24 protein-coding genes are annotated in these 21,825 nt (G+C 43.2%); 5 read left to right on the top strand and 19 right to left on the bottom strand.

Translation table 11 applies throughout. The features are described from left to right. Positions 1-48 precede the first annotated feature (48 nt). From A391_RS0100310 to cutA, 8 genes are all read right to left on the bottom strand, one after another. Positions 49-1,146: a DUF3426 domain-containing protein gene (locus tag A391_RS0100310; protein WP_019896589.1), complete on the bottom strand. Its 1,098-nt coding sequence runs from the start codon at positions 1,144-1,146 to the stop codon at positions 49-51. Next, positions 1,134-2,030 (bottom strand): 50S ribosomal protein L11 methyltransferase, encoded by an 897-nt coding sequence (gene prmA, locus A391_RS0100305; RefSeq protein WP_019896586.1) that lies wholly within the window; start codon positions 2,028-2,030, stop codon positions 1,134-1,136. The genes A391_RS0100310 and prmA overlap by 13 nt, the downstream gene beginning before the upstream one ends. Before the next feature lie 110 nt (positions 2,031-2,140). Beyond that, positions 2,141-3,490: an acetyl-CoA carboxylase biotin carboxylase subunit gene (gene accC / locus A391_RS0100300; protein ID WP_029143904.1), complete on the bottom strand. Its 1,350-nt coding sequence runs from the start codon at positions 3,488-3,490 to the stop codon at positions 2,141-2,143. Between the two features lie 102 nt (positions 3,491-3,592). Further along, the gene (gene accB / locus A391_RS0100295) at positions 3,593-4,042 is read right to left on the bottom strand and encodes an acetyl-CoA carboxylase biotin carboxyl carrier protein (protein ID WP_019896584.1); all 450 of its coding nucleotides are present in this window, start codon (positions 4,040-4,042) and stop codon (positions 3,593-3,595) included. A gap of 35 nt (positions 4,043-4,077) precedes the next feature. After that, positions 4,078-4,527 carry a type II 3-dehydroquinate dehydratase gene (gene aroQ / locus A391_RS0100290; RefSeq protein WP_019896583.1) on the bottom strand — a complete coding sequence of 150 codons (450 nt, stop codon included), beginning with the start codon at positions 4,525-4,527 and terminating at the stop codon, positions 4,078-4,080. A 199-nt stretch (positions 4,528-4,726) separates the two neighbouring features. After that, the gene (locus tag A391_RS0100285; protein ID WP_019896581.1) at positions 4,727-5,269 is read right to left on the bottom strand and encodes a TlpA family protein disulfide reductase; all 543 of its coding nucleotides are present in this window, start codon (positions 5,267-5,269) and stop codon (positions 4,727-4,729) included. After that, complete coding sequence (gene dsbD / locus A391_RS0100280; protein WP_019896580.1) at positions 5,263-7,119, bottom strand: protein-disulfide reductase DsbD; 1,857 nt, start codon at positions 7,117-7,119, stop codon at positions 5,263-5,265. The genes A391_RS0100285 and dsbD overlap by 7 nt, the downstream gene beginning before the upstream one ends. Before the next feature lie 8 nt (positions 7,120-7,127). Then, positions 7,128-7,457, bottom strand: coding sequence for a divalent-cation tolerance protein CutA (gene cutA, locus A391_RS0100275; RefSeq protein ID WP_029143903.1), 330 nt, complete (start codon positions 7,455-7,457; stop codon positions 7,128-7,130). A 19-nt stretch (positions 7,458-7,476) separates the two neighbouring features. Between cutA and A391_RS0100270 the strand changes: the two genes are divergently transcribed. Further along, a complete protein-coding gene (locus tag A391_RS0100270; RefSeq protein WP_019896578.1) occupies positions 7,477-7,881 on the top strand; it encodes an FxsA family protein in 405 nt (134 codons plus the stop codon). A 51-nt stretch (positions 7,882-7,932) separates the two neighbouring features. Further along, positions 7,933-8,967, top strand: coding sequence for a CDP-6-deoxy-delta-3,4-glucoseen reductase (locus A391_RS0100265; protein WP_019896576.1), 1,035 nt, complete (start codon positions 7,933-7,935; stop codon positions 8,965-8,967). 106 nt (positions 8,968-9,073) lie between these two features. On the opposite strand, the gene A391_RS0100260 is transcribed toward A391_RS0100265, so the two are convergent. The 4 genes from A391_RS0100260 to hemC are packed head-to-tail and all read right to left on the bottom strand — an operon-like array spanning position 9,074 to position 12,272. Continuing rightward, the gene (locus A391_RS0100260) at positions 9,074-9,496 is read right to left on the bottom strand and encodes a heme biosynthesis HemY N-terminal domain-containing protein (RefSeq protein WP_019896575.1); all 423 of its coding nucleotides are present in this window, start codon (positions 9,494-9,496) and stop codon (positions 9,074-9,076) included. Between the two features lie 5 nt (positions 9,497-9,501). Next, entirely contained in the window at positions 9,502-10,539 is a 1,038-nt protein-coding gene (locus tag A391_RS0100255) for a uroporphyrinogen-III C-methyltransferase (protein ID WP_019896574.1), read from the bottom strand. Continuing rightward, the gene (locus A391_RS0100250; RefSeq protein WP_019896572.1) at positions 10,532-11,308 is read right to left on the bottom strand and encodes a uroporphyrinogen-III synthase; all 777 of its coding nucleotides are present in this window, start codon (positions 11,306-11,308) and stop codon (positions 10,532-10,534) included. Before A391_RS0100250 ends, A391_RS0100255 begins: the two co-directional genes overlap by 8 nt. A gap of 22 nt (positions 11,309-11,330) precedes the next feature. Continuing rightward, a complete protein-coding gene (gene hemC / locus A391_RS0100245; protein ID WP_019896570.1) occupies positions 11,331-12,272 on the bottom strand; it encodes a hydroxymethylbilane synthase in 942 nt (313 codons plus the stop codon). A 155-nt stretch (positions 12,273-12,427) separates the two neighbouring features. On the opposite strand from hemC, the gene A391_RS0100240 reads away from it, so the two are divergent. After that, on the top strand, positions 12,428-13,108 hold the full coding sequence (locus A391_RS0100240; RefSeq protein ID WP_019896569.1) for a mechanosensitive ion channel family protein: 681 nt from the start codon (positions 12,428-12,430) through the stop codon (positions 13,106-13,108). A gap of 91 nt (positions 13,109-13,199) precedes the next feature. Here the strand turns inward: A391_RS0100240 and A391_RS0100235 are convergent, their stop codons facing one another. Together A391_RS0100235 and A391_RS0100230 are read right to left on the bottom strand one after the other, a co-directional pair. Then, positions 13,200-13,967, bottom strand: coding sequence for a LytR/AlgR family response regulator transcription factor (locus A391_RS0100235; RefSeq protein WP_019896567.1), 768 nt, complete (start codon positions 13,965-13,967; stop codon positions 13,200-13,202). After that, entirely contained in the window at positions 13,951-14,964 is a 1,014-nt protein-coding gene (locus tag A391_RS0100230; RefSeq protein WP_019896566.1) for a sensor histidine kinase, read from the bottom strand. Before A391_RS0100230 ends, A391_RS0100235 begins: the two co-directional genes overlap by 17 nt. A gap of 276 nt (positions 14,965-15,240) precedes the next feature. On the opposite strand from A391_RS0100230, the gene argH reads away from it, so the two are divergent. Next, on the top strand, positions 15,241-16,686 hold the full coding sequence (gene argH, locus A391_RS0100225; RefSeq protein ID WP_019896565.1) for an argininosuccinate lyase: 1,446 nt from the start codon (positions 15,241-15,243) through the stop codon (positions 16,684-16,686). An 84-nt stretch (positions 16,687-16,770) separates the two neighbouring features. Here argH and A391_RS0100220 read toward each other — a convergent pair whose 3' ends face one another. After that, positions 16,771-17,412 (bottom strand): hypothetical protein, encoded by a 642-nt coding sequence (locus A391_RS0100220; protein WP_019896564.1) that lies wholly within the window; start codon positions 17,410-17,412, stop codon positions 16,771-16,773. A 10-nt stretch (positions 17,413-17,422) separates the two neighbouring features. Beyond that, complete coding sequence (locus A391_RS0100215; RefSeq protein WP_019896563.1) at positions 17,423-18,769, bottom strand: ammonium transporter; 1,347 nt, start codon at positions 18,767-18,769, stop codon at positions 17,423-17,425. Between the two features lie 258 nt (positions 18,770-19,027). Here A391_RS0100215 and A391_RS0100210 point away from each other — a divergent pair, with 258 nt between their 5' ends. After that, on the top strand, positions 19,028-19,618 hold the full coding sequence (locus A391_RS0100210) for a BLUF domain-containing protein (RefSeq protein WP_019896562.1): 591 nt from the start codon (positions 19,028-19,030) through the stop codon (positions 19,616-19,618). A 62-nt stretch (positions 19,619-19,680) separates the two neighbouring features. Here A391_RS0100210 and hemW read toward each other — a convergent pair whose 3' ends face one another. From hemW to rdgB, 3 genes are all read right to left on the bottom strand, one after another. Beyond that, on the bottom strand, positions 19,681-20,880 hold the full coding sequence (hemW, locus tag A391_RS0100205) for a radical SAM family heme chaperone HemW (protein ID WP_029143902.1): 1,200 nt from the start codon (positions 20,878-20,880) through the stop codon (positions 19,681-19,683). A 107-nt stretch (positions 20,881-20,987) separates the two neighbouring features. Beyond that, positions 20,988-21,209, bottom strand: coding sequence for a hypothetical protein (locus A391_RS0100195; protein ID WP_019896560.1), 222 nt, complete (start codon positions 21,207-21,209; stop codon positions 20,988-20,990). After that, positions 21,202-21,825 (bottom strand): RdgB/HAM1 family non-canonical purine NTP pyrophosphatase, encoded by a 624-nt coding sequence (gene rdgB / locus A391_RS0100190; RefSeq protein WP_019896558.1) that lies wholly within the window; start codon positions 21,823-21,825, stop codon positions 21,202-21,204. The genes A391_RS0100195 and rdgB overlap by 8 nt, the downstream gene beginning before the upstream one ends.

The raw sequence follows: 21,825 nt of genomic DNA, 5'->3' as shown, positions 1-21,825 counted from the left end.
TGACAAGTCTACATCTATAACACAGATTTTAATGTGCAGGCTTGCAGGCTAATAAGTAACGTAAAGCCGGTATCCAGCAACGCTCACATCTTGCGTGGTAATGGCAAGTTTAATCTTAATTTCTCTACCAGCGCTGAATCCTGCAGCGATATCTGTCTTTGGTGGTAAATACTCTGCTGGTTTAAATATACGTCTTAACACAGCACTGTCATTGGTGTCTGTTAGTGTGAGCTCTACGTTTGGGTAAGCCTGTACAAAGCTAGCCTTGTTAAAAAGGCTGCTGCTAAGATGCATGACGCCTGTATGTTCTAAATCTTCCTGCATATCAGAGTCATCAATGATAATCCATTCTATTTGCTTAGGAAGCTCAATACTGCAATGTAGCTGTTGGCAAGCGGCTAGCAAATGCGGTTTTAAATTTGGATAATAAATGGCAATCGTATTGCGTAAAAAGTAGACGCTCTGGCTCGCAGCAATTAATAGTAGAAGAAGCACACCCAAAATCCATAGCCAGCGAAGACGCTTATTGGCAATCTTTTTTCCGTCAAGCTTTGCGTGTTTTGCAAGATCATTAAAGTAGTGAGATTGATTTCCAGGGATGAAGCTCAGATTTGTCACGTCATTGACTGGCTGTTCTTCTAGATGAGCAAGACTGTCTGACTTGTCAGTAATCGTGTCAGCATCAGTACTAAGCTGATTCAAATCTGCTTGTATCGCTTCTGAACGTTCTAAGCCATGGGAGACCGCTTCTTGTTGCGCTGTCGTTGACTCAATCGCTTCTACCGTCTGATTTTGCGTACTAGAGAAGGATTGTTGCACCTTCTCTGGTGTATGGTTTTGGTTTTGAATATCATTTGATGACGCGACCTCTGCGATGGTGCTATGGTCAAGGGTAGGCCAAGAGGATGAATGCGGTGTGTTAGATTGTTCGGTAATGAATGGTGCTGATGAAGTGCTCGTATCTTCTGTGACTGTGCTACTTTCGTGTATTGGTTGATCAGCTTGTGCTTGAGCGATAAATTGCTCTTTAGCATTAAATACATGCAGACATTGGCCGCAACGTACTAGCCCACCATGCTGATTGAGCTGTGCTTCACTAACAAAGAATTGAGTTTGACAATTAGGGCAATGGGTTATGTCGCGCATTTTTTCGTGCCTGTGAGCAATACCCAAGCATCCATATGCTGTGGTGTGCCCATATCAAACCATTCAGAATAAATGGCAGAAACAGCGGATTCTTGTTCACGTAAAATACCAGAAAGTGCAATTTTTCCCCCAGCCTTGCATGACTTTGCTAATGCAGGCGCCAGAACACTCAATGCACTGGATAAAATATTGGCAACTACAATATCAAACTCTTTAGATTGATATTGGTTCGCATCATAGAACTTAGCTTCTACTTGATTTTGCTCAGCGTTGTATAGGCTAGATTGAATAGCTTGCGTGTCGATGTCAGTACCCACAACTTCTTCCGCACCTAGTTTTTTAGCCGCAATTGCTAAAATGCCTGATCCACAACCGTAATCGAGCACGGAGTTTCCTGCGTTCACAGTCTGTGTCAGCCAGCCCAAGCATAAGTGTGTGGTTGGGTGGCTACCAGTACCAAAGGCAAGACCAGGGTCTAATACGATATTGATTGCCTCAGGATTTGGCGATACATGCCATGTAGGTACAATCCATAGGTTATCTGTAATTTTGATTGGCTCGAATTGTGATTGGGTAGCGCGCACCCAATCTTGTTCTTGAATCGTTTCGGTGGTGTAGTTAAGTTTGCTAAGTTTCGCGAGTTGCTCTAACTCTTTAACCACTGCCGTGACATCAACACCTTCGTCAAACAAAGCACTTACCAGATTTTGCTGCCAAATACCTGGAGGAGGGTCGCCTGGCTCACCAAAAATCGGCTGCTCATCAATGGTCTCAGCATTTGCATCTTCAATAATGGCTGACAGCGCGCCTAGCTCCATGAGTGTATCGCTAATTAAATCAGCATTATTATCCTGTGCTTCAATTTTTAATGATACCCAAGCCATACTCAACCTATCTGTTACTTATCTTATTTAAACAATATTAATGCAAATACGCGTTAACCGTACAAAACTTACGGTAACGCGTATCTGAGATTGCTACTTTAAAGTGATAATTATTTGTTATAAATACCAAGCTTTTGCTCTAGGTAGTGAATGCTTGTACCACCTAAATGAAAAGCTGCATCTGCCATTAAATCAGCATGTAATGCAATGTTGGTGCTAATGCCATCAATCATCATTTCAGACAATGCAATACGCATACGAGCAATGGCTTGTTCGCGGGTATCGCCGTAAGTAATTAACTTACCGATCATTGAGTCGTAATGTGGTGGAACCGTGTAGCCAGCATACGCGTGCGTATCGATACGTACACCAGGGCCACCTGGCATATGGAATTTAGTGATTTTGCCTGGAGAAGGTACAAAGTTATAAGGATCTTCTGCATTTAGGCGACATTCAATCGCATGTCCGCGTAATTGAATGTCTTTTTGGCGGAACTTCAGCTTTTCACCTGCTGCTACAAAAATCTGTTGTTGCACTAAATCAATACCGGTGACCATTTCTGTCACCGTATGTTCTACTTGCAGGCGCGTGTTCATTTCAATGAAATAGAACTCATTGTTTTCATATAAGAACTCAAAAGTACCTGCACCGCGATATTTGATTTTACGGCAGGCTTCAGCACAGCGTTCACCAATTTTGTCGCGTAAGCGAGCATTGAGTAATGGGGCTGGCGCTTCTTCGAGAATTTTTTGATGACGACGTTGCATAGAGCAATCGCGCTCACCCAAGAACACTGCATTACCATGTTGATCAGCTAGTACCTGAATCTCAATATGACGAGGCTTTTCTAGGTATTTTTCCATGTAAACCATGGGGTTGCTAAACGCTGCTTGTGCTTCAGCTTTGGTCATGTTGACTGACGTCAGTAACGCAGCTTCGGTATGCACTACACGCATACCACGACCGCCGCCGCCGCCAGCCGCCTTAATAATCACTGGGTAGCCAATTTGTTTGGCGATTTTAATGATTTCGCTAGGGTCATCTGGTAACGCACCTTCTGAGCCAGGTACGCAAGGAACACCAGCTTTTCGCATCGCATCTTTAGCAGATACTTTGTCGCCCATTAAGCGGATAGTCTCAGCGCGTGGGCCAATAAACACAAAGCCGCTTTGTTCTACACGTTCTGCGAAGTCAGCGTTTTCTGATAAGAAACCATAACCAGGGTGAATTGCCTGTGCATCTGTGACTTCAGCAGCACTGATGACCGCAGGCACATTTAAGTAACTTTGGCTGGAAGGAGCAGGGCCGATACAAACTGACTCATCTGCTAACTTTACGTATTTAGCTTCACGGTCAGCTTCTGAGTGAACAGCAACCGTTCTGATACCGAGTTCGCGACATGCGCGCTGTACGCGTAACGCTATTTCGCCGCGATTGGCGATTAAAATTTTGTCAAACATTGCCATGAAAGTGAGATCCTAGTATTTAGGCCTTAGTAATTGATATCTTAGTATTGAAGTAAGACCTAATTAATTAAGCGGTAATTTAATAAGCTAAAACGATTAGCCGATAATAAACAGTGGCTCACCATATTCAATGGCTTGGCCGTTATCAACTAAGATTTTTTTGATGACGCCAGCTTTATCTGATTCAATCTCGTTTAATAACTTCATCGCTTCGATAATACATAGTGTGTCGCCTACAGCAACCGTATCGCCGACTTCAACAAAAGATTTGGCATCTGGAGATGGTGAGCGGTAGAACGTACCTACCATTGGTGATTTAACTGCATGACCTTCTTCGGCAACAGGTGCTGCTTCAACTGCTACAGCAGGTGTTGCTTGAGGTGCTGGCGCATGTTGCGGCATGTAGTGATTGTAATTTTGCGCAGGCATACTGGCAGTGAAGTTGCGGCTGATACGTACTTTTTCGCCGTCTTCTGTGAGTTCTAATTCTGAAATGCCTGATTCTTCTACTAGATCAATAAGCTTTTTAAGTTTACGTAAATCCATGACGACCCCTAACTAATTCGATATAAATTATTATTTTAAGAATGATTAATTTTTTCAATAGCGAAATCTAGAGCAAGCTCATAACCTTTTGCACCTAGTCCGCTAATAATGCCAACAGCGATATCTGTAAAATATGAATGATGACGAAATGATTCTCGCGCAAACACATTTGACAAGTGTACTTCTATAAATGGAACTTTGACCGCGCTCAACGCATCGCGCATTGCAACGGATGTGTGAGTGAACGCTGCCGGATTGATGATGACAAAATCTACACTTTTAGTGGCAATAGACTGAATTTTATCGACAAGATCAGCCTCCGCATTGCTCTGAAAAGCTTCTAATGTGATATTGGCAGATTTTGCCTTATTAACGAGTGTTTGATTAATGCTATCAAGTGTAGCGTTACCATAATGCTGTGGCTCACGCAGTCCTAATAGGTTCAGGTTAGGGCCATGTAATACCAAAATGTGCTTAGTAGCCATGACGACTCACCTGATTTAAACGATTTTTGCATAAATTACGATAATTCATAAACGCGAGTTTGCCGAAGTTAAAGGGTTTTGTCCAGCAACTTTAGAGAATTTAAGCGAATTTACCTTGCTCAATTCTACTAATCCCATCACTAAAGTATGGTCTTGAATTCGCTTGCAAATGACTAGATGGCATTTGTGCCTAGAGCGATTAAAGTGAGAGTAAGGGGGTGATCGCTGCTTCTAAGATTGTTTTGTTAATGCGCCCAAAGTGCGTATTAACTACTTTACCATCTGCATTAATGATGACGGTGTAGGGTAAAACGCCCTTATCATTACCTAACTGCTCTCCTAACAAACTGCCTTTGCTTTCGTCTGCAAAAACAGGGTAATTAACTGGCGATGTTTTTAAATATTCGGCAACCATTGCTGGATCATCAATGGCGATACCTAATACGATGACATTTTTATCTTTATAAGATTGCTGCAGTGCAATTAATTCAGGCATTTCCTCTTTGCAAGGAGGGCACCAAGTTGCCCAAAAGTTAACAATAATGATTTTGTTTTGATATTCCCCGAAGTTTTGCATTTTTCCAGAGATATCTGGCAAGTTAGATGCATACAGCGGCGAGCTGCTAATTTTGCTATCAGCGTCGGCGTTCGAAAATTGCCCTTTCACTAATACCAGCGTTGTGGCTACTACACTAACAATTAGAGCAATAAAGAAAAGTGGTTTTAGTATCTTGTTTAGCATTGAATGGTTTCTGGTAGGCAACTACCACGTTGATCTAGAATTTGTAGAAAGGCGTCTGCATTTTTATAGCCGACCACTTTTAAGTGAGTTTCTTCGGTCGCTTTTGCGCTAAAAAACAGAATACCTGGCGGGCCAAATAGGTTAAATCTCTGCATGAGTGCTTTGTCATCATCTGTATTATTAGTGACATCTACTTGCAATAATAATGTGTCTTTTAGTGCTGATTGGACGCGCGCATCGCTAAACGTAAATTGTTCCATCTCTTTGCAAGCCACGCACCAGTCTGCATAAAAATCGAGCATGACGGGTTTCCCTAGTGCATTTTGAAGCGCATTGTCTAACTCACTAATGTTTTTGATGGATCGGAAGTTCAGGTTTTTATGCTGCTGTTGAGCATTAGATGCACTAGCAACTAATCCACTGAGTGGTTGTAATGGTGATTTTGCATTAGAGAGCGCGCCAATCAGCATGGCTAAACCGATGACGACCATCATTACTCCGATGCCTTTCCAGAACTTGAGTGCTGGTTTTGCATCAGTAGGCAGGCTATCTAGTGCATGCATATAAATGGCTGGCACAATTAACAGCGCAGCCCATAGCGCCAGTTGCACTTGCATGGGAATGACCGGTGCAATCAGCCATATCGCTACCGCTAGCATGAGTACGCCGAATAAATTACGGACCGCATTCATCCAACTGCCTACTTTGGGCAGAAGTGTGCCTGCCGATGCGCCAATGAGCAGTAGTGGGGTACCCATCCCTACGGATAGTGAAAATAAAGCGACTCCACCTAGTAAAACGTCGTTAGTTTTGCTGATGTAAAGTAATGCGCCAGCCAATGGCGCTGCCACACAGGGGCTAATAATAAGTGCAGATAGTACGCCCATGAGAAAATCACTAAAAAAGCGTCCGCCCTTAATACGACGGCTTAAGTTCATTAGGCCATTTTCTATACCACTTGGTAGCTTAAGTTCGTAGAAACCAAACATAGAAAGTGCCAGCAGGGCAAAGATAAGTGCACCAAATCCCAATGCCCATGGCGTTTGTAATGCACTACTGAGCATTTGCCCTGAAAGTCCTGCTGCGATGCCTGCTAGCGTGTAGGTTAAGCACATCCCCAAGGTGTAAGCGAGGGATAAGTTAAACGCGTGTAAGCGCGAAACGTGCGCATTTTTGCCGATGATGATGGAAGATAGGATTGGAATCATGGGAAATACGCATGGTGTGAATGCGAGCAATAACCCAGCTGTAAAGAAGCCTAGAATAATCAGCCACCATTTTCCACTTTTCAGCAAATTGGCTGCTTGGCTGTCACTTTCTGAGGCATTGTTATTCGCTGCTATGTTGTTAGCGGTTGTCGTTGCTTGACTTGGGCTGGTGCTAGTGTCTGGCGTAACAGTGAAGTTTTTTTGTTGAGGCGCATAGCAAAGACCTTTCTCGCTACAGCCCTGATAGGTGATTTTAATATCAACAGGCGTGCTAATTTTATCTTTTATCAGCAAAGTGGCGGTAAAGTCTGTATGGTAGACCTCCATTTCGCCAAAGTTTGGGTCATTCTTAATGTCTGCTTTTGGTAATTTTATTTCGAACGTTTGCGTGGGGGTGAGCTCAAACTTTGTACGTGTTTTATAAAGGTAATATCCTGGTGCGACAGTAAAACTAGCGTCAACGCTTTGCCCATTTTGTTTGATAGACAAACCAAAAGCGGCATCTGGTGATAAAAACTCATCTTCTGCAGATTCATCTGTGAACAAGTTCTTGATACCACTGGTGACATTGCCTGCATTGCTGACAGATGCAGATAATATGAAGAAGCCGAATAGTAAGAAGTACGAAAATCTTTTAAACATTGTGTTCCTTAAGCAGATAATTGCGTAGTTACCCATTGTAAATATTGAGGTAAGCCACCATCTACGTTGATAGAGATTATTTCAGGAAGTTCATAAGGATGCACTTTTATAATCGCCGCTTGAAGTGCATCATACTGTAATTGAGTTGTTTTAATAAGCATTGGTATTTCGTTCGTGTGTTCTAACTTGCCTTCCCACATATATACGGATAGGCATGGGCTTAAGATGTTGACACACGCCGCTAATTTTTGTGTGACCAATGTTTCGGCCAACTGGCTTGCAGTCGTAGTATCCGGTACGTTGGTGAGTACTAGTAAAATATTTTCTGGATTCGACATTATTTTAGGATAGCAATACATGCGTTTATTGATAGGTTTGATTTTACTCGCTTTTCCAATCGCTGAGATATGGCTATTGATTGAGCTTGGCCAAGAGTATGGTTGGTGGTTGTTAGTTTACTTAGTCGGGATTGCCCTGTTAGGCTTACGACTGATTCGGGATGAAAAGTCGTTATTTACTGGTCGTATGTTGCAAAGTATGCGCACAGGAGATCATCCGATTAAGGCGATATTTGGCAGTGCACGTAATATTATTGCGGGCGTGTTGCTGATATTGCCGGGTGTGATTACTGATATGATTGCAGTGATTCTGTTGCTGGTTCCGATTAAAAACAATCAAGCGTCAAACACGCAGTCACCATACCAAGCCAGACAAGCTGCGAATGATGACGTAATTGAAGGCGAATTCCGCCGAGAAGACTAAGTTGCACAAGATTTAAAAATAATTTATTGAAAATAAACAGAAATATACGACATGACTTATCAAATTACTATTCAGCCTAGTGGCCATACTTATCAAGCAAAAGCTTATGAAACAGTTCTTGAGTCAGCCATAGAGGCTGGTTTTAATATTCCTTACGGCTGTCGAAATGGTGCTTGTGGTAGCTGTAAAGGTACAGTATTAAGCGGTGATGTGGACCATGGTGATTATGCTAGTAGCGCATTGACTGAGGCTGATAAAGCCGCAGGTAAAGCATTGTTTTGTTGTGCCAGGCCGTTGACCGACTTGACCATCGAGTGTCGAGAAATTAATGCAGGGGTGATTCCGCCACGTATTCTCCCTACACGTGTAGAGCGTAAAGAGCAGTTGTCGCATGATGTAATGGCGTTATTTCTAAAACTGCCGAGCAGTGAGCGTTTGCAGTTTATGGCTGGGCAATACGTTGAGTTTCTACTTAAAGATGGTAAGCGCCGTGCCTTCTCATTGGCAAATGCACCACATGCAGATAGCTTATTAGAGATACATTTACGGTTGATCCCGGGTGGACAGTTTACTGAGTATGTCTTTAATGAGATGCCAGATAAAGCTATTTTGCGTATCGAAGCACCATTTGGCAGCTTTTATTACAGAAGCGACTCAGAAAAGCCGATGGTGATGGTGGCTGGCGGTACTGGCTTTGCGCCAATTAAAGCGATTATTGAGCATATGATACACAATGATATTAAGCGTAAAGTAACTTTGTATTGGGGAGCTAGAACCTTAGAGGGTTTATATATGCCAGCACTCCCTGAGGCATGGGCTGAAGCGCACTCAAATATTGAGTTTATCCCTGTGCTGTCAGACGCGTTGCCAGAGAATAATTGGCAAGGTCGTGCTGGTCTGGTGCATCAGGCCGTGTTGGATGACTTTAGTGATTTAAGCGATGTTGAAGTCTATTGCTGTGGCGCACCCGCCATGGTGGAGGTGGCACATGCCAGCTTCGCGCAGGCTGGTTTACCTGAAGGTGCATTCTATTCAGATGCTTTTAATTATGCGAAACCAGTGCCAAGCGTTGCGACAAGTGTATAGATACGCTTGAGTTTTTTAGCGTAGTACCTATAAATTAAAAATTAAACGCCACTTTTATAGTGGCGTTTAATTTTATAAAGCGTATTTTAATATGCAGATAGTTAGCTTATTTGAAAAGTAGCGATTGTTTATTCTTTTCAGCAGCAAGTTTCTGTATCAGCGTTTCAAGATCTGAATTTTGAATCAAGTCCTGAGCTAACTTGGCAGCAGCCTCTGCTTTCTCAAAGTCTCCCTCTGCAAGTGCATGCATACCCTCTAAAAGGGCAGTGTTGCCTGCTTTTAGGCGCAGGGATTCTTTTTTATTTTTTCTGATCGCCGGTAAGTGCCTTAAAAACCTTAAAAATCTGAGAAGGTGATGTAAGCCAAAAACACTTAGCACGAAGACAACTAAAAAGAAGTTAAACGAGATTTGAATGCGGTAAGGTGAGCGAATAATCAGCACATATCCTTGATTATTACTGGCTAACCACAGGATTAGGATAATGCCGAATAATGTTAAAGCCCACCAAAAAAATCTGTTTTTAAGCATGACGCTTACTCGCTCTTCTCAAGCATGAGTTTGTAACTACTTACCGCCGCTAAGCTATCGCTTAACTGTGGAAGCTCTAGGCTAATGTTGTTACTAGAGAGCTTTTTCAACAATACGAGGGCTTTGATGGTATCTGGGTGTTTTGTATCAAAATATTGATTAAGCCAAGTGTTCACCATGTTGAGGTCGGCTTTGTAGGTGCTTTCATCATGTTGTAGTAAGGCGATTCGGGCAGTGAGTAGCCTCAGTTTAAGGTTTTCACGTAAATATAATGCGTGCTCTGCAGCAAGCAGAGGTGGCTCTGGTTTATCAATACGCTCTACTGTGACCAAGTTCTTAATGTCATCCCAGATTGCCCACCAGAATTTTTGGACGCCTTGTAACGATTGAACTGGCGCTGGATTGAGATTGGCGTTCACGTTGAGTGTTGGTTGGCGCTCGCTAATGAGTGGGATGGTATTGCATAGCTCAGCAAGATAAGTGAGTTGCGTACTCATTGCAATCATATCTATTTGTGGCAGGTCGCGCAAAGTTTCGATTTCAACTTGTAAGATTTCGCGTAGTTGCACGGCTCTTGGTAAGTCTAGCGGCTGTAATCGATGGTCTGCTGCTTCAAGTGCAAGGAGTGCAGATTTAACATTGCTAGCTAGTTGTAACTGTTGTTTTGCAATCGTTAGCAATTGTTCTACTTCTGCAACAGCAGTGGCTTCACGGTTCTCTGCGAGTTGAGTGTAAAGCGTTTGTAATGCCTCTTGCTGGTCGCGTGATTCTGCCAACTTTTGTTCTAGAATCACGGTGCGCGCATTAGCTTGCGTGCTACGCTCTTCTGCTTGCTTGGCCAATGCTAAGCTTTGTTGGTTGAGCGTATGGTATTCCTCTAGTTTAAAACTAAGTGATTTTTCAATTTCATTGAATCGATGGCGCGTGTTTAGCCATTGCCAAGCTAGTGTCAAAATGGCGATAACCACTAGTACCATCGTGCCGATGGTGAGCATCGAGGGTTTTTGTCTGGCTACAAATTCTGAATCTGTTGAATTAGTCATGATGTTTTACAAGTTGTGATAAGCATTGCAGCATAGCTTCATCCCCTGGTGCTTTTGCTACTAGCACTTTTAAACCAAGCTGTTGTGGTTCTTCTGCGATTCTCTCATGATTTACACATAATGTAACATGGCGTAACCATTCTGCATGTTCAGACATCTGTAACAAATGACGCATGGCTTCACTGCTGGTCACGATCACTGCATCCAGTTTGTTTTGTTGCCATTGCATTTCGAGCAACTCAGCATTTTTTTGCGGGTTAATGCGACGGTAGCTTTCTGCAAAGTAGACATTTGCACCCCTTGCTTTAAGGGTTTCTGCCATCAGTTCCCGTCCGCCAACCCCACGAAATATGGCGATAGTTTTTGCGGACACATCCTGCATCTCAGGCAGTGCAAGTAGTGTTTCACTATCAAAACGGGTGTGCGGAACCAGTACCTCATGTACGCCATAAACTGCTAGCGCTTTGGCTGTTTGATGACCAATCGCCGCGAACTTTAAATGATCTGGAATCCTGCCAAACTTCTTGATTAAAAGCGGCATTGAGTAATCAACCGCATTTGAGCTGATAAAGATTGCCCAGTCGGTGGTATCAATACGGTTAAGTTGTTGCTGAAATGGTTGATAATCATCTAACGCGGAGATGGCGATTAAAGGGAACGGAATTGTGGTACCGCCATGCTGCGTAATGGCAAGATTCAGGCTTGTTGCCTGATCGACTGGCCGAGTGACCGCAATACATAAGTTGCTAAGTAGATGGTCGGCGCGCATGGGTAAGCCTAAGGTAATGTGATTACAAAGCAGCGAGAATCTTATCCGCACCTTTTGAGATCAGTTGATTAGCTAGCGCTTTGCCTAACGCCTCAGCGTTTACTCTACTGCCAACCGCAGTTTCTACCAACATTTGTTTACCATCAACACTCGCAACAAATCCTGTCATGCGGATGCTATCAGCTTCGCACACGGCATAAGCACCAAGTGGAACCGTACAACTGCCAGCCAGCGTGCGGCTCATGCCGCGTTCGGCCTCTACACATACTTGTGTGTCTGGGTGGTTCAGTGGTGCGAGTATCGCAATTAGGTCTGGGCGGTCTGCGCTGATTTCTATGCCTAAAGCACCTTGCCCTACGGCTGGAATGCTATGTTCTGGTGCGATAAATTGGCGAATTCTGTCGCCAAGCTCCAACCTAATAAGTCCTGCCGCTGCGAGAATAATCGCCGCATACTGGCCTTCATCTAATTTGCGCAAGCGTGTTTGTAGATTGCCACGTAGCGATTCAATTTTAAGATGAGGGAAGCGTGCTTGTAACTGGCTCTGGCGACGTAAGCTTGAAGTACCAACGATGCTGTTTGCAGGCAAGTCTTCCAGTGAGGCGTGGTCGTTTGAAACAAAGGCATCGCGAGGGTCTTCACGCTCACCTGTGGCTGCCAAAATAAAGCCTTCTGGCAGATTCATTGGTACATCTTTCATGCTGTGTACAGCCAGATCAGCTCTGCCATCGGCCAGCGCTGTTTCCAGCTCTTTCACAAACAAACCTTTGCCGCCCACTTTGGCTAAAGGCGTATCTAGTATCTGGTCGCCTGTCGTCGTCATGCCCAGAATCGTGACTTCAGTATCCGGGTAGAGTGATTGCAAACGGCTTTGAATATGGCGAGCCTGCCACATAGCAAGCGCGCTTTCACGCGATGCGATGACGAGTTTTTTAGGGCTGGTGTGTTGGTCTAAATTTTGCATATGGTGATTTTATCACAGGGCTTGCTTGCAAGCATTAAGCACCTAAATTTTCAGTTTAGTGTTTAAATGGTGTTTATTGATGAGTTAAGCTTATGGCTTAATTAGGTTTAAGCTGAAATTAAATTTAAATTTTTAGTAGTGTTAAGGAGGCTAACATGCAATATCAATTTGAAGTTTTTATGGCATCGCTTAATCAATTCTGGCTGCAACTTGCTAGTTTTGTACCTAAATTACTGGCAGTGGTGGTGATTTTGTTTTTCGGTTGGATCGTTGCGAAATTGGTCAGGCTTGCTGTTAAACGTTTATTAGAGCTCACGCAATTTGATAAATTTGCGCAACGATCCGGTCTAGAGGCTTTTATGAATAGCGGTAGCTTGCATGTGACACTGAGCGGTATTATTAGCCAAGTAGTTTATTGGCTAGTGATTATTTTGTTTATTACCACAGGTGCTAGCACTTTAGGGTTAAGTGAAGTAGCTAATCTGCTACAGCAGCTAGCAGGCTATTTGCCACGCATTATTCTAGCGATTCTTGTGATTATCTTTGGTACTTTACTTGCTCGATTTGTCAATAAATTGATGTTTGCATGGCTACACAGTATTAAGTTCTCCGCAGCACTCACCGTCAGCACCTCAGCTGAGTATGGCATCCAAATATTGGCAATATTTGTTGCGTTAGAGCAACTGGGTATTGGTATGCAGTTGATTCACTCGTTATTTGTCATTGTGTTTGGGGCAATTTTCTTAGCTTTGGCTTTGGCGTTTGGTTTAGGTGGTAAAGATTGGGCTGCTAAAACGATTGCAGAATTGGATGCAAACAGGAATAAAAGTAAGTAGGTTTAGTTGCTCTGGCACCAAACCGCACTAGCACTCAGTTGTACTGACTTCACAATGCGGTTTTGGTGTTCTTGCATTGGTCCAATAATGCTCAAAGAGTATTCTGGCGAATCAAATGTTGTTGCCTTCGGCTAACAGTAATTGTTTCAGGCACATGTTTGAGTAAGGCAACCCATTGCTTTTCAGCATGTTCATCATGATTGCGTTTCTCATAACCCAATATATAGGCGTTGGCGGCTAGGCAGTTTCGGTGTAGTCGCGTGAAAAGATTGCTGAACTCTTGCTCTAGATGTGAGAGTGACTCTTCTATTAAGTATTCGCGTTCGGCGGTGCGTACCGTAATGTATTTCAGCTCCGCACGCAGGTAAATCACATCGCTAATTGGCACCAATAGAATACGGCCACGCTCGTTAATGCTTAAGTGACTGCGTTTTGGGCTTAATGGCGTTAGCGCTTCAAGTTGACTTGGTATAAGCGCGCGCGCTTTTTGTAAAGCGGTTTGCAGTCGTTCCAGACGAATAGGTTTTAATAGGTAGTCCACAGCGCTCATATCAAACGCCTGTATTGCATAGTTGTCATACGCAGTGGTGAAGATAATAGCTGGTGGTTTAGGCAGCTTTTGTAAATGTTGTGCTGCTTCTATGCCGTCCATTTCCGGCATGCGTATATCCAGCAATACAATGTCTGCTGACGTTGTCTCATTTTGTGTGCGATTGATTAGCTCCAGAAGTTCTCTGCCGTTTTTAGCCTCGGCGAGTACGTGGGTGTTATCAATATCACCTAGTAAATCTCGTAGCCGATTTCGAGCTGGTGCTTCGTCATCTGCAATCACAATGTTGAGTTTAGATTGATTGAGCATTGATCTTTTTTGTGTGATTAGGCAATGAAATATGTACTTCGTAAGTGTTGTTTACCTGTTTGCATTTCAATGAGGCTTCGAGGTCAAAATGGAGCGTCAGGCGTTCTTTAATATTTTTGAGTGCCATGTTGTTGCCATTGAGATGCTTACTTTGTGCTGTATATGGGTTTTTGAGGATTAGGTGCACCTCATTTTGCTTGGTGTATACCTGAATCGTAATTGTGCCACCATCGGTTAATGGCTCTATGCCATGATATACAGCGTTTTCAATCAAGGGTTGTAACAACAAGGGTGGGATGAGGACATCAGGAGGTACATCGTCAATCAGCCACTCTACGTTCAGTCTTTCATCTAAGCGTAGTTTCTCTAGTGCCAAATATTGGCGACATAGGGCAATCTCTTGCGCGATCGGCACTAACTCTCGATTTTCAGCCATCAATACCCGAAACAGGTCAGCCATGTCTTCCAGTGCAGTTTCAGCTTGTTTAGGCTGGTCACGAATCAACGACAACACGGCATTTAGACTATTGAACAAAAAGTGGGGGCGAATCCGTGCTTGCAAAGCTTGCAGCCTAGCTTCGGTGACTGCAGGAGAGTAAGCGCGATGATGTAAGTTAAAGTAATACAGAACAATTGCACTCATCAGCCATGCATAAACAACAATACGTGTGAATGACGGTAGGTCACTGAATATCCAGAACTGTGAGAAGAAACCATGAACAATTGCGGTGCCTAGCGTGATAAGTATAAAAATAAAGACAATGGCGTTGCGGTAAGACATGCTCACAAGTAAGTGATAGCAGCCGTAGAGTAAAAACAGGCAAACAAGCAGGGTTGGTTGAGCAAACGTAGAAATACCTGTCAGTTGATGGGTAAATGACTCCATACTGTCACTTAAAATAAGCGCGCCTAATATTAGCGCCGAGTTAGCGATAATCAGTATGCGTAGGGCAACCCCTAAATTGCGTAAATTAGGCAGGCAGCTCGTTTTTCTCATCGGGTTTTTATCTGCATTTATGTAGTCTGGCGCAATCGCTTTTTCTTAAATGACTTTATTTTGCATTATACTAATGCATATAAGTAGTTTGTTATTAAGCATTTTTTAATGTTGAATAAAATTTTTACGACAATCGCAATTAAATTCCTTTTAGACAGAGAAAAATGGCGTAACCATTTCAGGTTAACGTTTGAGGTTAAGGCAAGGGCTAGCCCTTTCTTTAACACTTTATCTCTGAATAGGCATAAAAAAGTTAATACTAGATAGGCAAATAAAGTGACACAGAAAATAAGCGCGCTCAATAAAAAAGATACCAGTTGGTCTGGGCGTTTTAACGAGCCAGTGGCTGAGTTGGTGAAAAAATATACGGCATCTATTGGTTTTGATTATCGGTTGGCCTCTTATGATATTGAGGGTTCAATTGCCCATGCGCGCATGCTAAGTGCACAGAGCATTATCTCTCAGGAGGATTTCAATGCGATTGAAGCTGGTTTAAATGAGATTCTTGGAGAAATCAATGCGGGCCAGTTTGAGTGGTCGCTAGATTTAGAGGATGTGCACCTAAATATAGAGAAACGTTTAACCGATAAAATCGGTGATGCAGGTAAGCGCTTACATACAGGGAGAAGCCGTAACGACCAAGTGGCCACTGATGTAAGGCTTTGGCTACGGACGACTTGCCAGCAAGTGATTGCAGGTTTGTTTAACTTGCAAACTAGTTTACTTGATTTGGCGGAAGCTAATTTTGATACGGTGATGCCTGGTTTTACCCATTTGCAAGTAGCGCAACCGGTGACTTTTGGCCATCATTTGATGGCCTATTATGAAATGTTGAAACGTGATATTTCACGTTTTGAAGACTGTCAAAAACGTCTGAATATGTTGCCCTTGGGTGCAGCCGCTTTGGCTGGTACGAGTTACCCAATTGATCGTGAAAACGTAGCTTCAAGTTTAGGCTTTGCAGGCGTATGTGAGAACTCATTAGATGCAGTGTCAGACCGTGACTTTGCCATTGAATTTACTTTTGCCGCCTCTACAGTGATGATGCATTTATCACGACTTTCAGAGGAGCTTATTTTATGGAGCTCGCCAAGGTTTGCGTTTATCGATATTGCTGACCGTTTCTGTACCGGTTCATCCATTATGCCGCAGAAGAAAAACCCAGACGTACCAGAGTTGGTGCGAGGCAAAACCGGTCGAGTTTATGGGCATTTAACTGCGTTGTTGACCTTAATGAAAGGGCAGCCACTTGCTTACAATAAAGACAATCAAGAAGATAAAGAGCCATTGTTTGACACTGCTGATACGCTATTAGTGACATTGGAAATCTATGCAGACATGCTACGTTTGCCAGTGCTAGAAAATGGCGTAGTGGTCAAAGCAGGCTTTACCGTCAATAAAGAAAATATGCGTAAAGCAGCGAGCGAAGGTTTTGCTACTGCAACAGATTTGGCCGATTACTTGGTTAAAAAGGGCATGCCATTTAGAGATGCGCACGAGGCAGTCGCCTTGGCTGTCCGTTATGCCGTAGACCAAAAAGTAGATTTAAGTGATTTGCCTTTAGCTAAACTGCAATCGTTTGCTAAAGAGATTAGTGATGACGTATATGCAGTACTTACTTTGGATGGATCACTGAATAGCCGTAACCATATTGGTGGTACCGCACCTCAGCAGGTAAAGGCGGCTATTGCCAGAGCAAGAAAGCTCATCGAAAATAAGTAGCAGATATTTCCTAGGTATGTATGGGTGCTGCTATTTCAAGCCTACCTAGTTGGATTTAACATGATGTTTAATGGCGCATCTTGATTAAAGCAAATCATGTAAGTTGAACTGTTGCCGAGCGGCTTCGGCTTCAACTGCATGCGTTGCTTGTGATAAAAGCTTGTCTGCTTTTACTGGCCCGTAATATTCGCACAGTGCAATGTAGTTTAGATTAGTCAGCTTCTGTAAGGTTGCTAATTCAAAATTACATGGAAATGCAATATTTCTGCTGATAAACCAATCTTTGATTTTTTGCGACTGTTTAGCATTTAGTTTGAGATGCGTTAGGTTTCTTAAGATAAAGTCGATGATGCTTTTCTCAGTCGCTTCATCGACCGCATTCCATAAGGCACCAGACAGTGCCACAAATATGGAATTTTTTGCATCAAGTACGATAGTGTCGCTATCCTCATCAGTTAATGTACGTTTGCCAACCTGAGAGCCAGGGTCGCTAAGGAGTAAACTCTCGGGAGATTCTATTGCGGTGATTAGTGCCCTTAGAATTTGAGTGCGAACTCTTCTTAGCTCATCTGTGGTGCAGCAGCGGGTAACAAAGCTTGCTAAGGCATAGGGAGGTTTCAATGAAAACTCAGTTTCCCACATGCTTAATGCCTGCGCCATCTCTGTCGTATTTAAATATGGTTTTAGCCCAGTGTAAATGGCGCGGCGTCTTAATGGTAAGTTCATCTGATACTTCTTATATTTTCTGTAGTTGTTCTAGGTTTTCAGCTCTATAAGCTACATTTTGACTAAATTCTGGGTAGGCAATCTCACCGTGCTCGGTAATATCTAAACCACGCTGCTCATGCATAGTGCTAACACGTAAACCAAAGGTTACCTTAATTAAGCCATACATGATGAGTGCCGCAAAGAAAACCCAAATGAAGGTAGCGCTAATGCCTATTAGCTGTACGACGATTTGGTCACTGTTGAACATATTACCTTTCAGGAATATCCCAGCGGCTAATGTGCCCCATACCCCAGCAAAGCCATGTACAGAAATGGCACCCACAACATCGTCAATTCTTACTTTTTCTAGTAAAAGTACACCCAGCACAGAAATGATGCCGCCTATAAAACCGGTGAGTGCCGCATAGGGTACATCCATGGTGGCGCAACCTGCAGTAATGGCAACTAAGCCAGCAATACTGCCATTCACGGTATTGCTAATTAGAATAGGCTTACGCATTATGACGCTGATGAGCACCGCACCAATAGCACCTGCTGCCCCAGATAGTTGCGTGTTAAGCACAATCAGCCCAATATTAGTGCTTGCTTCTAATGTACTGCCGGCATTAAAACCAAACCAACCAAACCATAAAATAAAGCCACCAAGACCGAGCATGCCGATGTTATGGCCAGGAATGCTATGGACTTTACCACTTTCGCTGAACCGACCAAGGCGCGGTCCTAATAAAATAACGCCAGCAAGCGCACACCAGCCACCTAGGGAATGTACAACAGTAGACCCTGCAAAATCAATGAATCCCATTTGTTTTAACCAGCCGTGATCATTCCAAATCCAGCTACCTAAGACTGGATAAATGACCGCTGTAATACCAATAGCGCCAAATAAGTAGGAGAGATAGTTGGTGCGTTCTGCCATGGCGCCACTCACGATGGTGGCGGCGGTAGAGGCAAACATGATATGAAAGAATAATAAGGTGAACTCCCAGTCATCTCCATCGCCTAGTGCAAAGTGATCTGTACCTATCCACCCAGTTACGTTAGTGCCAAACATTAAGCCATAGCCTACCAGCCAAAAAAGTACAGTGCCTACACATAAATCCATGTAGTTTTTCATCATAATGTTCACCGCATTTTTGGAGCGAGACATCCCGGTTTCTAGCATGGCAAAGCCTGCTTGCATCAGAAATACTAGAGCGCCAGCTAATACTACCCATACACTATTGATTGCCAATATCGAAACCGTTTCATTGCTGACTTGGCTAGTGACCGCTCCTGCTAAAGATGCTGATGGGCTAAGCAGACCTAAAGAAAGGCCCAAAATAGTGAGGATGGTTAAACAAGTATTTCTTTGCATAAATAACCTATGGCATAAATGGTTGTAATTTTTTGTATTTCATACAAAGCAATATATATGCCATGGATTATGTGGGGGTAATGGGGGTGTTTACCTCTGATACCGATGCTCAGCGGAATATTATTTGTTGAAAATGCGATGGTGACTAAATCCTAATCGCAATAATTTTAAATAATCATTTATATTTTTGAACAACTGAACATGATGATTGGTCTTTATACAATTGAATAACTTAATCATAAGAGTGAAATAACCACGATGAGCACACTTTTGCAGATCATTTATATTAGCCGTTCTACATTTAATTCAACTGATTCATTGAACAAAATTGAGCCAAACGTCGCAAGAATTCTGGCAAAGTCTAGAATCAACAATCGTAAAAATGGCTTAGTGGGTGTATTGTATTTTGGTGATGGAGTGTTCTTTCAATGTCTTGAAGGCGATGAGGCAACGATTAACCAGCTCATGAGTAAATTAGAGGCAGACCCACGCCATCAAGATTTAAAAGTGGTTTCGAAGAAATATATTAATCAACTATCGTTTGCTGATTGGGCAATGAAGTTTGCACCGATTGACGCAAAGATTGGACGTTTTCTTAAAGCAAATGGGTTTGAGCGTTTTGATCCATATTTGTTTTCAGAAGAAACGGTCAGTAAGTTTTTGGATGAATTGTTTTATGCAGATGACCCAACAAATGCTAAGGGAGGGTCATTGCTACCAAGAGCAGATGTTGAGAGTGCTACAGTTCAGCATTCCGGTCAAGTAAGGGCCAATCTAGCGTTGATGTGCTCAGTGTTAGCTTTAGTGATTTCAATATTGTCGCTTTTGGCTGTAAAAAATTTGATTTAGATAGGCTTCAGTGAACTAACAGATGATTTTTATTAGGGTGGCTAGAGACGAGGTTAGTTTTTTTACTCATCATTTAAGAAAAGCGTTAGTAATTCGTTTAAATAGCGCTGACCCAATAGCGTGGGCTTCATATAGCCATCTTGAATAATCAGCAGTTGCTTAGCTTGTGCTTGCTTGATGGCTGGCTGTAGAGACATGAGGTTAAGCCCAGTGTGCTGTTGAAATAAGCCTATTGGCACCCCGTCAGTTAGCCTGAGCGCATTCATCATAAACTCAAACCCTAGCGCATCTCGGCTAATAACAGACTCACGCTCAACAGGGTTGCCCTGAATCGCCTGCTCCATATAGGCTTTAGGGTGTTTGGGACGAGTTTCTCTGGTGATTTTATCGTGGTAGCTTAATTTGCTGTGGGCGCCTGCGCCAATGCCTAGGTAATCGCCAAACTGCCAGTAATTAAGATTGTGTCTAGCTTGTTTGCCCTTTTTGGCAAATGCGGAGGTTTCGTAATGTTCGTAACTATGTTGAGCCAATAAGTTTTCAATCTCGATTTGCATTTCAGCGCTGGTGTCATCATCGGGCAGGCTCGGTGGCGTATGATAAAACGGAGTATTGGGCTCTAGGGTTAAATGATAAAAAGAGAGGTGGTCGGGGTTGAGGGCAACGGCCTGCTTTGCATCGGCTAAAGCATCCGCTAGTGATTGGTTGGGTAGGCCATACATCACATCTAGGTTAACGCGATCAAAGGTAGTAAGTGCTAACTCTGCTGCATAAATCGCTTGTTTGTCATCATGAATCCGCCCCAACGCTTTTAAATAGCCAGCATTGAAGCTTTGTATGCCTAGCGACAGCCGATTAACGCCTGCTTGTTTATAACCAGCGAAGTTGGCTATGTCCACTGTGCCTGGGTTGGCTTCAAGCGTGATTTCTGCATCGTATTCCAAGGGCGTCAGTGCGCGAACCTGGCTTAAAATGGTATCAATCGCTTCAGGTGAAAATAAGCTTGGTGTGCCACCACCAAAGAATATGCTTTTGATTTTTCTGCCCCACACTTTTGGCGTAGCAAGTTCTAGGTCTTTAATGAGCGCTTCTACGTAGGCGGCTTCGGGGAGTTCGCCGTTTTTATGGCGACTTTCGTGTGAGTTAAAGTCACAATAAGGACATTTCTGCACACACCAAGGGATATGGATGTATAAAGAAAGCGGTGGCGGATTACTTAAGCCAGAAAGGGTTGCGGCGCCAGCTAGCGGCGCTACGGTGTTAATTAATTGAGGCTTGAACTCGCTAGCCGCTTTAATTTCAATAATCTTTTTAATGGAAAATCACCTTGAATGGAAACTTCTCTAAATGGAAGTTTCTTTTAAGTACAGCATTACTTTTGATAAGGGTTGATGAGCGCATCGACTAATTGATGGAGTGCATCACGCATTTGTTGCTCTGATACTTCCATGAGTAAACCATCTTCAAGCGCATCTTGCGCAATTTGCTTTAGTTCATCAAAGTTTTCAGTCATCACTTTTACTTTTTCTGTGCATGAGACAACGCTGCCATCATCCCGTAACCATTTAGGCCATGCTTGCTCTGGCTTAGTCATGACTGAGCCTTTCTAACTTTTGTAGCAGTTTTACCATGGCATGGCCGCGGTGACTAATACGGCTTTTAATGTCTAATGGCAGTTCGGCCACAGTTTTGTCAGTTTTTGCATCTAAAAACAAAGGGTCGTAACCAAAGCCATCTGTGCCACGCAGTTCACTTAAAATCTCTCCAATCCATTGGCCTTCTGCAATGATAGGCTCAGGATCGTGCTCATGACGCACCAGCACCATGACGCAATAGAAATGGGCATGACGATTGGTTTCGTTCTGTAACGCATCTAGTAATTTCAGGTTGTTACGGGCATCTTGGCTAAGCGTAGAAAGTGCATCTGCTTCTGCGTATCTGGCTGAACGTACACCAGGTGCGCCGAGTAAGGCATCAACACATAGGCCAGAATCATCCGCCAACGCTGGTAAGCCTGTATGTTTGCTGGCATGTCTGGCTTTGGCCAAGGCATTTTCTATAAAGGTGCAGAATGGTTCTTCACACTCTGTTACATTGAGCGTTGATTGCGGAATGATCTCAAGCTCTAGTGAGCCAAGTAAGTGCTGAATTTCTCGTAATTTGCCTTTGTTGCCAGTGGCAATCACAAGTTGATTAAATGGTAGCGCCAT

Source organism: Methylotenera mobilis 13 (genome assembly GCF_000384255.1).
GTDB lineage: Bacteria > Pseudomonadota > Gammaproteobacteria > Burkholderiales > Methylophilaceae > Methylotenera > Methylotenera mobilis_B.
Note: the sequence above shows the minus strand (reverse complement) of the source record. Positions and strands in the feature narration are given on the sequence as shown.

Coding starts and splice junctions, on each gene's coding strand:
- hemC (WP_019896570.1), bottom strand. CDS start 12,272: ATGCAAAATTTAGACCAACACACCAGCCCTAAAAAACTCGTCATCGCA.
- dsbD (WP_019896580.1), bottom strand. CDS start 7,119: ATGTTTAAAAGATTTTCGTACTTCTTACTATTCGGCTTCTTCATATTA.
- accC (WP_029143904.1), bottom strand. CDS start 3,490: ATGTTTGACAAAATTTTAATCGCCAATCGCGGCGAAATAGCGTTACGC.
- A391_RS0100265 (WP_019896576.1), top strand. CDS start 7,933: ATGACTTATCAAATTACTATTCAGCCTAGTGGCCATACTTATCAAGCA.
- A391_RS0100240 (WP_019896569.1), top strand. CDS start 12,428: ATGCAATATCAATTTGAAGTTTTTATGGCATCGCTTAATCAATTCTGG.
- A391_RS0100195 (WP_019896560.1), bottom strand. CDS start 21,209: ATGACTAAGCCAGAGCAAGCATGGCCTAAATGGTTACGGGATGATGGC.
- A391_RS0100235 (WP_019896567.1), bottom strand. CDS start 13,967: ATGCTCAATCAATCTAAACTCAACATTGTGATTGCAGATGACGAAGCA.
- aroQ (WP_019896583.1), bottom strand. CDS start 4,527: ATGGCTACTAAGCACATTTTGGTATTACATGGCCCTAACCTGAACCTA.
- A391_RS0100310 (WP_019896589.1), bottom strand. CDS start 1,146: ATGCGCGACATAACCCATTGCCCTAATTGTCAAACTCAATTCTTTGTT.
- prmA (WP_019896586.1), bottom strand. CDS start 2,030: ATGGCTTGGGTATCATTAAAAATTGAAGCACAGGATAATAATGCTGAT.
- A391_RS0100250 (WP_019896572.1), bottom strand. CDS start 11,308: ATGCGCGCCGACCATCTACTTAGCAACTTATGTATTGCGGTCACTCGG.
- A391_RS0100255 (WP_019896574.1), bottom strand. CDS start 10,539: ATGACTAATTCAACAGATTCAGAATTTGTAGCCAGACAAAAACCCTCG.
- A391_RS0100210 (WP_019896562.1), top strand. CDS start 19,028: ATGAGCACACTTTTGCAGATCATTTATATTAGCCGTTCTACATTTAAT.
- A391_RS0100260 (WP_019896575.1), bottom strand. CDS start 9,496: ATGCTTAAAAACAGATTTTTTTGGTGGGCTTTAACATTATTCGGCATT.
- A391_RS0100220 (WP_019896564.1), bottom strand. CDS start 17,412: ATGAACTTACCATTAAGACGCCGCGCCATTTACACTGGGCTAAAACCA.
- A391_RS0100285 (WP_019896581.1), bottom strand. CDS start 5,269: ATGCTAAACAAGATACTAAAACCACTTTTCTTTATTGCTCTAATTGTT.
- rdgB (WP_019896558.1), bottom strand. CDS start 21,825: ATGGCGCTACCATTTAATCAACTTGTGATTGCCACTGGCAACAAAGGC.
- A391_RS0100230 (WP_019896566.1), bottom strand. CDS start 14,964: ATGAGAAAAACGAGCTGCCTGCCTAATTTACGCAATTTAGGGGTTGCC.
- A391_RS0100270 (WP_019896578.1), top strand. CDS start 7,477: ATGCGTTTATTGATAGGTTTGATTTTACTCGCTTTTCCAATCGCTGAG.
- cutA (WP_029143903.1), bottom strand. CDS start 7,457: ATGTCGAATCCAGAAAATATTTTACTAGTACTCACCAACGTACCGGAT.
- accB (WP_019896584.1), bottom strand. CDS start 4,042: ATGGATTTACGTAAACTTAAAAAGCTTATTGATCTAGTAGAAGAATCA.
- A391_RS0100215 (WP_019896563.1), bottom strand. CDS start 18,769: ATGCAAAGAAATACTTGTTTAACCATCCTCACTATTTTGGGCCTTTCT.